Source organism: Pseudomonas sp. B329 (assembly GCF_023127835.1).
GTDB lineage: Bacteria > Pseudomonadota > Gammaproteobacteria > Pseudomonadales > Pseudomonadaceae > Aquipseudomonas > Aquipseudomonas synxantha_A.
The window spans coordinates 44,408-56,366 of the sequence record NZ_SPKP01000029.1 but is presented as its reverse complement, the minus strand read 5'-3'; the positions used below and the strand labels follow the sequence as shown (position 1 = coordinate 56,366).

The following is an 11,959-nucleotide window of genomic DNA, read 5'->3' as shown; positions in this document are numbered from 1 at the left end:
CGCTTTTCGAAAGTGACCCGCTGTAAAAGCGGAACCAATAGTGGCCGTTACCCAAACAACGGATATGTACTCGGCTGATCCAGCACCCTGGTCGGCCCTGAGGCCGCCATCGGGAGCAAGTCGAATCCTGCGCCAGCACAGCGAACAAAATGCTTGAGATTGCCTAAATCTACCCGCCCCCCACAATGGCCAGACGACCATTCGAAGTAATGGCCTTTTGCCTAATCTGCTGTAGGACATGATCCACATCAAAATCAGGTAAAAGAACCGCCGAACGGGGCCGAAAAACTCACCTTGTACTTGCGAACGAATGCTATTTTTAAGTTCTTCGCCGTCTTGACCAACGAAGGTCCTGACCCCTGCCGCGAGCTAAAGGAAGCGCTCAATGAACAAGGTGGGCAATATGAACAAAGTGACTTTTCCCAATGCGTGCCAGTTGATGCGCTGGCATTTTCATCCGATGGGCTTCGAGGGGAGTATGGATGCCCCCGGCAGCATGATCGCCCGCCTGTTCGACCGCGCCAGCGGTGAAACATTGATCGCCATCGCCGGCATACCTTGCGCCACAGTGATGAACGCCGCTGATGTGGAGCGCATTATCGAGGCCGTGGAGGATGAGCTGGAGTGTTTTGTGCCGCCGTTGTCGTTGCGGGCCTGAATAGTATTTGTCAGCCGCCGATTACCTGATGCGGGAGCGGACAAGCCCCTCCCGCATTTTGCTGTGTGTCAGCTGAAGGTTCAGCGCTGATCGTCGAAAAACGCTTTCTTGCCATCCACCCGCTCGGATGCCCTGGGCACATTTACACCCTGGCCCTCCGACTTTTCCACATACCAGTAGCAGTGGCTGACCGCTCGGGTAATACCGACGTAGGCCAGTCGTAGTATTTCGTCCTTTTGCGCATTGTCGTACGGCTCGCTGTCACCTTCCTTTCCCAAGCCCGCCATGCGGTAGACCTGGTTTTTGTAGGGCGAGCTGGTGAGATGCTGGCAGTCCCCAAGCAGAAATACTGCATCGGCCTGCAGGCCCTTGGCGCTGTGGTAAGTGAGCTGTTTCAGACGGCGCTCGTGGACCGGCAAGCTAGAATCCACATTAACAACAGACTGAATATGCTCTTGAATCAGCAACTTATCGCTGCTTTTTCGATAAAGCATCAAGACCGTATCCCCGCGTTGATAATGCTCCAGCAACCGCCGACCGAGCGCCGCGTCGTCGCGCTCCAGCACGGTGACCGGCACCAATGCCTTGGACTCGCCACTGGCCTTGGCCTTCTTGCCGGGGATAGCCGGTGCGGTGCGCACGATATGCTCGGCCGCGTCGATGATGTGTTGGTGGCTGCGGTAGTTCTCGCCCAGCATCACGCGAGTGGTGCTCGGTGCGACAAATTCCTGGTTGAACTTCATGAAGTACTTGGGCGAACTGCCGCGCCAGCCATAAATCGACTGCCAGTCATCGCCGACACACAGCAAGGATGAGCGTTGCGCCCCACGCCCGACGTGCATGGCCGGGCCGCGACTGCGGATTTCCCGCAGCGTGGCACGGATCCACGAGACAATCTGCGGCGATACATCCTGGAATTCGTCGATCATCAGGTGTGACATCGGCCGCAGCAAGGGATCACTGAGCAGCTTGAGGTTCTCCGGGGTATTTTCGCCAAACAGGGAAAACATTCGGTTGTAGGTCATGATCGGCGGTGATTGATCGAGCAGGTGGTCTTCCAGGGCCTTCCAGAAAATGCTCAAGGCCTCGAAGAACAACCGATCCGGGTCATCCTTGGCGAAGCTCATCTGGCCCACGGCCGTCGGTACGTCCAGCCCGAGGTTCTCGATAAACCCGGCCGCCATGACAAAACTGTCCAGCAGCGGCGCCGAGGCGAGTTCACCCTTGACCTTGTAATCAAAGCCAGGCCCTGCCGTGGCCTCGCCGGCCAGACTGCTTAAAAGGCGCTTGGATGACTCGTAGTTATCCAGCCATATCAATGGCTTATTGCAGAAAGCTTGAAACAGGGTGCGCTTTACCGCCCACTCTGCGCGCACCGATAATTTTGAGTTTGGGCGGCTGATCCCGGCGTTTTCCCGCGCATCGAAACCCAATACGACCCAGGCATCCAACTGCGGGATATAGCCGTGGCAATGAAACTTGGCACTGTTGATTTCAAAGGTCTGACGGCTGGGTTCGATGCCTTTGATCGGCCAGGCGCCCGCGCGGAACCACAGGTCCTCGATCACGTCGCAGAGTTCTTCATCACGTTTGGCCGCCAACTCGGTCACGGCCATGCGCTTTTGCACGTCCGGATGATCGCGTTCCAGCTCCTTGAGCTGCAGGCCCTGGCGAGCCAGCGGCGCAATCAACTCGCGAAAACGCGCATGATGCCCCTGCAAACGGTGATAACAGGTGTTCATATGCTGGCGCTGGGCATCACTGATACGTAGATCGAAGGCATTGCTATCGGCGTCTTCAAAGCCGCCACTGAGGTTTTCGAAGGCTTGCAGCCGTTCAAAACCCGGCAGGCTGCGCACCATCGGCAGGATGCGCGAGTGAAACGTACGCACCACCGCCTGGGCTTGTTTCAGGTCAAGGGGTTGGCCCCACAGGCTCAGAATCTCCATGAGCTTGTTGATGAAGTCCTTGCGCGACTCGCGGGTGAACGTCACCACGGTCATCGAACTCAACTCAAAACCCAGGTAATGGGTGAGCAACAGGATACGCAACACCAGGGAGGTCGATTTACCTGCGCCGGCGCCCGCAATCACCGAGGTCGAGGGCGTGTCGCTGAAGATCATCTTCCACTGCGCTGTGCTCGGCTGCGCGTGGGCTGGCAGCAGGCGCGCCACATCCGCCTTCATGCGCTTCTTCACATCGGCGGTGAGCGGCAATCGCCAATCGTCGAACAGGCTGTCATCCACACCGGGCGCTCGGTGCTCATCAGGGCGAAAGTCGCGAATCAACAGGACTTGCCGGCCCTCTTCAAGACCATCGGCCTTACCCTCGCGATACCCATATTCCACACCGGCTTCATGCCCATTGCGAAAACCGTCGGCCTGGCCATGCAGCCAGGAAAACCGGTGCTGCGCGCGCAAACGGGTGAGGCCATGGCCGAACAGGCGAGCGGCCAGCCGCTTCAATAACGGCATTTCAGCCAAGGGGCGCAGTTCAGGGGGCAGATCAGGCTTTTGTTGCGGCACGCGGACTCCTGCGATGAGCTTGGCTTTGACAAGGCCGCCATGGTCGCCGGAATCGACGCTCAGTTCCAGCCAATTGCTTTACGGTCATGTAGTTAGGCGATGAAGTGAAAGTTGAAACAGGTTTAAATGATCGAATTGATGGATAGGAATCAGGCATTTTTTACGCTTTTTATCGATCATGCGCTGCTGGATGATGGGCTCATTCACAGGAGACGATCATGCTTGAACTTCGACCTTTCAACACCCTCGGCGGCGCCCATCATGGCTGGCTCGACGCCCATCACCACTTTTCATTCGCCGAATACCACGACCCCGAGCGTATGCACTGGGGCAATTTGCGGGTATGGAACGACGACATCATCGCGCCTGGCAGCGGTTTCCCCCAGCACCCGCACCGCGACATGGAAATCATCACCTACGTACGCGAAGGCGCAATCAGCCATGCCGATAACCTGGGCAACAAAGGCCGCACCGAGGCGGGCGATGTACAGGTGATGAGCGCTGGTACCGGGATCGCCCACAGCGAGTACAACCTGGAAGCCACCCCGACCAAGATCTTCCAGATCTGGATCATCCCGAATGAGGCCGGCTTGCCACCGTCCTGGGGTGCCAAGCCGTTTCCGCAAGGTAATCGTGAAGGCTTTGTGACGCTGGCCAGCGGCAAGGCTGGCGACAGTGAAAGCCTGCGCATTCGTGCCGATGCACGCTTGGTGGCGGCGAACCTGAAAGCTGGGGAAAGCGCCGAATACCGGCTGGACAACGGACGCCGGGCGTACCTGGTGCCGGCAACCGGCGTAATTGAAGTCAATGGTTTGCGCGCACAGGCGCGAGACGGCGTGGCCGTTGAGGATGAGCAAGTGTTGCGGGTGACGGCGATCGAGGACAGCGAGATCGTGCTGGTCGACCTGGCCTGATCTTGCATCATGCTGCTATCTAATGTGGGAGGGAGTTTGCTCCCGATGAGGTTATGCCAGTCAACACATCTGTGACTGACCCACCGCTATCGGGGGCAAGCCCCCTCCTACACCGTTACTGGGAAATTGCGCCGTCCACCAGCACCTGCGCCTCTTCCACCAGCTGCTTGAGGTGTTCTTCGCCGATAAAACTCTCGGCGTAGATCTTGTAGATGTCCTCGGTACCCGATGGCCGCGCAGCAAACCAGCCGTTTTCCGTCATGACCTTCAAGCCGCCAATCGCCTGGTTATTGCCCGGGGCATGGCTGAGGATCTGCTGGATGCTCTCGCCGGCCAATTGGGTGGACGTCACCTGCTCCGGCGACAGCTTGCCCAGCAGGGCTTTCTGCGCCGGGGTCGCCTTGGCATCCACGCGAATGGCAAACGGTTCGCCGAGTGCATCGGTCAGGCCGCGGTAGATCTGGCTGGGATCCTGGCCCTTGCGCGAGGTCATTTCCGCTGCGAGCAAGGCCGGGATCAGGCCGTCCTTGTCAGTGCTCCAGACCGTGCCGTCCTTGCGCAGGAACGAAGCACCAGCGCTTTCTTCGCCGCCAAAACCCAACGAGCCTTCGAACAAGCCATCGGCAAACCATTTGAAGCCCACCGGCACTTCATACAGGCGCCGGCCCATACGTGCAGTCACGCGATCGATCAGGCCACTGCTGACCACGGTCTTGCCCACCGCCGCATCGGCTCGCCAATCAGGACGGTTCTGGAACAGATAATCGATGGACACCGCCAGGTAGTTGTTCGGCGCCAACAGGCCGCCGGAGGGCGTGACGATACCGTGACGGTCATGATCCGGGTCACAGGCAAATGCCACGTCGAAGCGTTCCTTGAGACCAATGAGGCTCTGCATGGCGTAGCTGGAGGATGGGTCCATGCGGATCTGTCCATCCCAGTCCACGCTCATGAAGCGGAAGGTGGAATCCACTTCGGTGTTCACCACCTCCAGGTTCAGGCGGTAGTGCTCGGCAATCGCCGACCAGTAGCGCACCCCCGCCCCGCCCAAGGGATCAACGCCCAGGCGCAGATCAGCGCTACGGATCGCGTCCATATCGATCACATTGATCAGGTCGGCCACATAGCTGTTGAGGTAGTCATGGCGATGAGTGGTGTCCGCCTTGAGCGCCTGGGCATGGGTGATGCGCTTGACCCCAGCAAGCTTGTTGGCTAGCAGTTCATTGGCTTTGGCTTCAATCCACTTGGTGACGTGGGTATCGGCCGGGCCGCCATTGGGCGGGTTGTACTTGTAGCCGCCACTCTGCGGCGGATTGTGCGACGGGGTGATCACAATGCCGTCCGCCAGGCCGCTGGTGCGGCCGCGGTTGTAGCAAATGATGGCGTGGGAAATCGCCGGGGTCGGTGTGTACTCATCGCCCTCAGCCAGCATGACGTGCACGCCATTGGCAGCCAGCACTTCCAGGGCACTGGCACCGGCCGGCGTGGACAATGCATGGGTATCCAGGCCAACGAACAACGGCCCTGTGATGCCTTGGGCTTCACGGTACAGGCAGATCGCCTGGCTGATCGCCAGCACATGCCATTCATTGAAGCTCAGCTCGAACGAACTGCCTCGGTGCCCGGAGGTACCAAAGGCTACACGCTGGGTAGAGATTGCTGCATCAGGCTGGCCGGTGTAATAGGCCGTGACCAGTCGCGGGATATCCACCAGCAACTGAGCCGGTGCCGGTTTGCCCGCAAAAGGACTGATAGTCATGCATAAACCTCGGAAAATAAGGATTCGGAAAAAATGACAGTTTACTCAGAGTTGGACTACTGAGCGATGTTATCGATCCCACAATTCGGAAAGAAGTTTCACACATTAATCGGTCTGTGCCTGGAGCAGCGCCTGAGCCAGCGCATTCAGGACAATATCCAGATTGGGGTGGCCGCTGAACGTATGACTCAAGCGCATATGCTGGTGATGCAAGCCTAAGAGGCTGAACAACTCCCCCGGCGCAATCACGACCTGCTGGGCGAGCATGCGCTGGAACACCAGACGCATATCCACCGGCGCCACCGACTGCAACCAGAAACTTGCCCCGGCGATAGGCATTCGATAACTCACACGCCCTTGCATATGCACATCCAACCGATGGCTCATGGCTTGCGCCTGTTCCTGGAGGCGCTGGCATAACGTCTGCAGGTGCTGATCCAACCGCCCGCTCTCATATAGCCGAGCAATGGCGCGTTGCCGAATGGAGGAAAGTCGAAATGAGCGCAGCAAAAACTGGCGCTGCAACTCACTGCCCATTTGCTGCGTCAGTAGGTACCCAAACGGCGCTTCTGGCCCCAACACCTTTTCGAACGAAGAAAACACAATCAGCCGCTGCGGGTTGACCAGGTTGCGCAAAGCCGTCTGCGACGACGCGAAGCTCAGCTCACCAAACGTGTCGTTCTCCAACAACCAACAGGCGTGCCGCTCCAGCAAATGCGCTACTTGCAGCCGTTCAGGTAGCGTCAGCGCGTTACCCGAGGGCATGCTGACCACGGAGGACAGCAGCACAAGGTGCACCGGTTCGTGCTTGAGCAGGTGCTCGAACGTGGCCAAGTCGAAGCTGCCATCGGCGTGCCAGGGCAGTTCGATAACCCGCACGCCAGCGCTCTGTAACAGGCGCAAGACCAGGTAATCGCAGGGCGATTCAGCCAGCACCACCGTGCCCTCGAGGCCAAGCGTGTCGATCAGGATTTGCAGTACGCCCTGAAGATCGGCGCCGATATACACCTCGTCGGCCTGCCAGCAATGGCTAGGCGACGAGGTATAACGGGCCGCCAATGCCGCCCGTAATTCCCATACGCCAGAAGGTTGCGACGGTTGCAGGTGGTGTGGATACCTGCGCACCAGCTGGCGCTCCAGCGCAAGCAAAGCGCCATCCAGTGACCCCAACAACGCCGGCTCATCACCACTGAGCACAACCATGGTCGGGCGTCGCGCCGCCGCATACAGCCGCTCAAGCAGGTCGGCGCCCGCCATGACCGGCGGGTTTGTCGCCACAGGCCAGGCGAAATAGCCAGACTTGGCCACCGAGTAGACCCGCCCTTCCTTTTCCAGCAAGGAGTAAGCGTACTGAATCGTCGAGATCGACACGTTCATGCGTGTCGACAACTGACGCAACGACGGCAACTTGACCGGCGTTTCCAGGCTGACTTCGTTGATCAGGTTGATCATGTAGCGGTACACCGCCTGATAGGCAAAGTCTGCCTGCCGCTCTCCCCTCAGGTTCATCGCCGCTCACCGGCATCTATACGCCAATGCACGGTGCTAGCGCCCCGACACTTGGGCGATCCGGGCCTCGGGCCGGCTAAACAGTTGTTTGTGGATGCGAGAGCCGTGCGCAGCCGGCAATGTTCGCTTGCGATACAAATGCTGCAATAAGGCCAGCGGCAAACCACTGGTGTCTACCAGCCACTGATGCAACATGTCCGCAGCAGGCTTGCCCTGCAGCGCCTTGTGCAGTTCGGGCAGTGCCACCAACATGCCGGGATGGCATTGACGCAAGAAGCCCTCCAGCCGTTCGCCATGCTGAACGAAAGGCGCGAACAGCAGGCAAGTCAACTGACTTTCGTCCAGACCAAAAAACGCCTGGGCGTAGGTGGTCGACAATACCCGCCCATCCGGGCTGGACGCCTCGGTGATCAACTCAATGGGAACGCGTCTGCGCAGCATGTAGTCTGCCGCGTGACGAACAAAACCTTCGACACCGTGCTCATAGGAGAGCTCACGCAGGCATTGGGCCTGCAAGCCATACATATGAGCCATGAGCAACGGGTTTGGATAGGCTGGGTGGCTGAACTGGAACTCGAACGGGTCGCGCTTGTGAGCCAGAAACTCTGCAAGCAGCGGCGCGCGCGCGACGTCGACATCGTCGAGCAGGTCGGCAATACCGATGTAGGCTAAATGCCGGTGCCCGCCCCGGCCTGGGTTCTCGGTGCCCGCGTAGTGCTCGCCATAGAGGTCGCGGTAGCAGCCGACGCTCCATTCTTCCATGCGTGCAAACAACCCGTTGAGCGATGTCGGCTTGCCGGACGCGAACGCGAGACCGGTTGCCAGGGCATTTTTCTTCAGCCACGCGATGTATTGGCTTTGCTTGCGCACCGAATCGCCGCTGACCACCGCGTGCACACCGCCGTTCCAGGTAGCAACCCGCTGATAGAAATCGCCAAGGGCCAGATACGTGTCGTTGCGCAGGATGGCGCGAATGTCCCCGGACGTCAGGTGCCCTATCATCAGCATATTGCGCTGGCTGACTTCACGCCCGGCACTGGACGCCGGGCGCTGATGATTAAAGGGCAGTACTTCATGGTTTTCGACCATCAGCAGTTCAACCCGAGAATCATCATGGAAGAACAACGCGCCATAGCCCTGGTGCAGTGAATCAAGCGTTGCCTGAGTCATACCCGGATGCCGCAACGTTGCCACGCGCAGATGAAAAGTCTTGGGTGCACGCCCGGCGATGCTCAGTTGCGCCGCACGCAACAGCGCCAGGGTGTAACTGCTGACCTCACCCCCGCCGTGAGCAATCAGCACTTTGTAGTTGCCTACTTGTTCCATGCCACCGGCCGCTACCACAATTCGCTGGATCAACAGTTGCAGTGCGGTACGTTCGTCACGGGTAAAGTGCCCGACCAACCGTTGCAGAACTTGCTGGTAAACATAGTTCATGGCTTGCTCATGAATAGCGCTCATCGTTCTACTACCTGAATTGAAATATTAGCTTCAAGCAATTATCAATTGTCATTGCTCGACCCATTACATCTATAAGTTTGTCGTCAGTTGCATCGTGCGAGGTTGATTCAACATTAGCACCCTGCAACAAAATCGCAGGACCGCTCACCGGAGCAGTCAATGGCGCCACCGATGCTGAGTCGTGGGCGTGCACGGCTTCCAGCGCGGCTGGCCGCATGTCTTAGGAATATTCCGACAACGCCCTACACCACTTTAACTAAGCAACTAAGGAAACGTCCGACGCATATTAGTTACCCGCTCATTGTTGGCTCAGGTAAAGCGACTGCGTATTTGTTTTGCACTTTCGAGAAGGCGACCCGTGCATCGCTAGTTTCAGAGGTGCGAGACGTTAATGTCAGGTATTCAATCATTGCTCAATCCTTGAGATGACAGCGAAGACACAATTATCGGCACTCAAATAATGATTAACAGATACAGAACAACGCCTGAAAGCAGTTCAGATGGGCAGGCGACCGAACTTTTTTGGCGCGCACGCAACAGCGCCGCGCTGGAATTCAGGGCGGCGTAAGGAAAAAAGGTATTGTTTGCAGGGCGCAACACCCTCGCGGCGGCTCAACCCTGATGCGGGTTAAGCCCTGTCAAATGGCGCATTTGCCTCATAGGCTCAGACGCCAACGTATTCATTTACGAATACTCCTACAGCTCAAACAGCTTCAACCTGCAAAGCCACACGCTCACGACACGGGCATTCGTCCATGTATCGATGCGCTTCGACGAACTTACCGAACGGAAACACCGTGGTTTTCAGTGGGACCAGCACCCGATCGGCCGTCAGTTGGTTGATCTCACGCAAGGCGCGCTGCACTGCCACCTGGTCCTGGATGATGCCCAGTTCCGGCTTGCCGGTGAAGTTGCCGATACAGTGCACGAAGAACTGAATGTTCTTCTGGAACGCCGCACAGGCCGGGAACGGCGTCTGGTTGCCGCCTTGCAGGCCATACAGCACCAGGCTGCCACGCGGTGCCAGCACATCACCGAGCAGCGACATCTGCGGGCCACCCAGGCCATCGAATACCACGTCCACGCCACGGTTATCGGTGAACTTGTTGATCTGCATGAGCAGGTCTTGTTCTTCGGTGACGATGACTTTTTCTGCCCCAAGGGACAGCAGGTATTCGCGCTCGGCACTGTCTTTGGTAGCGGCGATCACCCGCACACCCAAGGCCTTGCCCAGTTGTACAAACGATGGGCCGGAACAATGGCTGGCATCGGTCACCAAGGCAAACTGCCCCGGTTTGACCCGCGCCAGATCCATGTAGGCAAAGTAGGCAATCAGCAACGGCGTGTAGTGCACGCTGGCTTCAATCGGGCTCAAGACATCCGGGTAACGGGTCAGCGCCGAACGGGGCAGGACGATCTGCTCGCCGTACACCGGGTAATCATTGGGGCTCTCGGCCGGAAAACTGGCCACCTTGTCGCCCACTGCCAAGTCATCCACGCCATCGCCGAGGGCGACAACAACACCGGCCATTTCATGACCAAGGCCCGAAGGCAAGCGCGCATGGGAAGACGCCAGGTTCTGGCGCCACAGAATGTCGTACCAGCTGATGCCAATTGCCTCGACACGCACCTGCACTTCGCCCGGTGCGGGCTGCGCGGCTGCATGCTCTTCGCATTTGAGCACCTCGGCCGGACCAAACTTGTGAAAACGGATCGTGCGGGACATCGCAAACCTCGTCAAAGTAACCTCTAATGCCATGAACTTTATCTGGGCTTTCCAGGTAAGACCACCGGTCGCCATTAATAGTCGACATGCCTGTCATTGATTCCGCGAAGGAGGAGCAGACCTCAACTATCGTAGGAAAAATCAATTAGCCGGTGCAGAGTACCAGCCTTTCCCCGTAAGATTCATGCCGGTCATGCTTCTGAATAGGACCTTATGGGTTCCTGTGTGACCGCTCACATCAAGTTTGCAGACTCTTCCAGGACACAAGATGAACCGTAACGACCTGCGTCGTGTCGACCTTAACCTCTTGATCGTATTCGAAACCTTGATGCATGAGCGCAGTGTGACCCGCGCGGCCGAGAAATTGTTCCTCGGCCAGCCGGCCATCAGCGCGGCCTTGTCGCGCCTGCGTGGGCTGTTCGATGACCCGCTGTTCGTGCGCACCGGGCGCAGCATGGAACCCTCGGCCCGCGCCGTAGAAATCTTCGCCCTGCTCTCCCCGGCCCTGGACTCGATTTCCACCGCCGTCAGCCGCGCCGCCGAATTCGATCCCGCCACCAGCACCGCCGTGTTCCGCATCGGCCTGTCCGATGACGTGGAATTTGCCCTGCTTCCGCAATTGCTCAAACGCCTGCGTTCCGAAGCCCCCGGCATTGTGCTGGTGGTACGCCGCGTCAATTACATCCTGATGCCCAGTCTGCTCGCCTCCGGTGAAATCTCCATCGGCGTCAGCTACACCGCCGACCTGCCGGCCAACGCCAAGCGCAAGGTACTGCGGCGCAGCCTGCCAAAACTGCTGCGCGCCGACAGCGTGCCCGGCTCGCTGAGCCTGGACGACTTCTGCTCACGCCCCCATGCATTGGTGTCATTCGCCGGCGACCTGAGCGGGTTTATTGATGAAGAGCTGGAGAAACTCGACCGCAAACGCCACGTAGTACTGGCCGTGCCACAGTTCAACGGGCTTGGCACCTTGCTGGCGGGTACCGACATTCTGGCCACCGTGCCGGATTATGCGGCTGAAGCGTTGACCGCGGCGGGAGGGTTGCGCGCCGAAGACCCGCCGCTGCCCGTGCGCTCGTTTGAGCTGCATATGGCATGGCGGGGGTCGCAGGATAATGATCCGGGGGAGCGGTGGTTGAGGTCGCGGATTCAGATGTTTTTCGGGGATCCTGAGAGTCTTTAGGCTTTGTCGGGCAGGTTGTTTAGCTGATCATTTCTGGCTTTTCATAGGCCATGGAGATCCATTCACTTCCAGTGGATTGCTACATTGGGGGCAAATCTGAGGGTATGCTGGTTTGAAAAGAATGCCCCCAGCCTGAGGCCAAGCAGGCTATTGATGAGGATGGGTGAACTGAGGGAGATATGAACCCTCGGCCCTACCCCGTATCAATGGCCGAGCCGTAGTGA

8 protein-coding genes are annotated in these 11,959 nt (G+C 58.4%); 3 read left to right on the top strand and 5 right to left on the bottom strand.

What is annotated here, in order from left to right; genetic code table 11:
• The first annotated feature begins 385 nt into the window (after positions 1 to 385).
• On the top strand, positions 386 to 658 hold the full coding sequence (locus tag E4P00_RS16735) for a DUF1652 domain-containing protein (RefSeq protein ID WP_005788459.1): 273 nt from the start codon (positions 386 to 388) through the stop codon (positions 656 to 658).
• Between the two features lie 80 nt (positions 659 to 738).
• Here the strand turns inward: E4P00_RS16735 and E4P00_RS16730 are convergent, their stop codons facing one another.
• Entirely contained in the window at positions 739 to 3,183 is a 2,445-nt protein-coding gene (locus E4P00_RS16730; protein WP_248132188.1) for a UvrD-helicase domain-containing protein, read from the bottom strand.
• 218 nt (positions 3,184 to 3,401) lie between these two features.
• Between E4P00_RS16730 and E4P00_RS16725 the strand changes: the two genes are divergently transcribed.
• On the top strand, positions 3,402 to 4,097 hold the full coding sequence (locus E4P00_RS16725; RefSeq protein ID WP_032875247.1) for a pirin family protein: 696 nt from the start codon (positions 3,402 to 3,404) through the stop codon (positions 4,095 to 4,097).
• Positions 4,098 to 4,212: 115 nt separating this feature from the next.
• On the opposite strand, the gene pgm is transcribed toward E4P00_RS16725, so the two are convergent.
• The 4 genes from pgm to E4P00_RS16705 all read right to left on the bottom strand — a co-directional run bounded on the left by pgm (position 4,213) and on the right by E4P00_RS16705 (position 10,552).
• A complete protein-coding gene (pgm, locus tag E4P00_RS16720; protein ID WP_248132186.1) occupies positions 4,213 to 5,856 on the bottom strand; it encodes a phosphoglucomutase (alpha-D-glucose-1,6-bisphosphate-dependent) in 1,644 nt (547 codons plus the stop codon).
• A 105-nt stretch (positions 5,857 to 5,961) separates the two neighbouring features.
• Positions 5,962 to 7,365 (bottom strand): PLP-dependent aminotransferase family protein, encoded by a 1,404-nt coding sequence (locus E4P00_RS16715; RefSeq protein WP_078821400.1) that lies wholly within the window; start codon positions 7,363 to 7,365, stop codon positions 5,962 to 5,964.
• Positions 7,366 to 7,401: 36 nt separating this feature from the next.
• Entirely contained in the window at positions 7,402 to 8,826 is a 1,425-nt protein-coding gene (locus tag E4P00_RS16710; protein ID WP_179119830.1) for a hypothetical protein, read from the bottom strand.
• A 703-nt stretch (positions 8,827 to 9,529) separates the two neighbouring features.
• A complete protein-coding gene (locus E4P00_RS16705) occupies positions 9,530 to 10,552 on the bottom strand; it encodes a zinc-dependent alcohol dehydrogenase family protein (protein WP_005788465.1) in 1,023 nt (340 codons plus the stop codon).
• Positions 10,553 to 10,820: 268 nt separating this feature from the next.
• Here E4P00_RS16705 and E4P00_RS16700 point away from each other — a divergent pair, with 268 nt between their 5' ends.
• Entirely contained in the window at positions 10,821 to 11,735 is a 915-nt protein-coding gene (locus E4P00_RS16700; RefSeq protein ID WP_032875232.1) for a LysR substrate-binding domain-containing protein, read from the top strand.
• Positions 11,736 to 11,959: the final 224 nt, after the last annotated feature.

Excerpts from the sequence above, each read along its gene's own strand:
- E4P00_RS16700 (WP_032875232.1), top strand. The coding sequence starts at position 10,821 with ATGAACCGTAACGACCTGCGTCGTGTCGACCTTAACCTCTTGATCGTA.
- E4P00_RS16710 (WP_179119830.1), bottom strand. The coding sequence starts at position 8,826 with ATGAGCGCTATTCATGAGCAAGCCATGAACTATGTTTACCAGCAAGTT.
- pgm (WP_248132186.1), bottom strand. The coding sequence starts at position 5,856 with ATGACTATCAGTCCTTTTGCGGGCAAACCGGCACCGGCTCAGTTGCTG.
- E4P00_RS16705 (WP_005788465.1), bottom strand. The coding sequence starts at position 10,552 with ATGTCCCGCACGATCCGTTTTCACAAGTTTGGTCCGGCCGAGGTGCTC.
- E4P00_RS16715 (WP_078821400.1), bottom strand. The coding sequence starts at position 7,365 with ATGAACCTGAGGGGAGAGCGGCAGGCAGACTTTGCCTATCAGGCGGTG.
- E4P00_RS16735 (WP_005788459.1), top strand. The coding sequence starts at position 386 with ATGAACAAGGTGGGCAATATGAACAAAGTGACTTTTCCCAATGCGTGC.
- E4P00_RS16725 (WP_032875247.1), top strand. The coding sequence starts at position 3,402 with ATGCTTGAACTTCGACCTTTCAACACCCTCGGCGGCGCCCATCATGGC.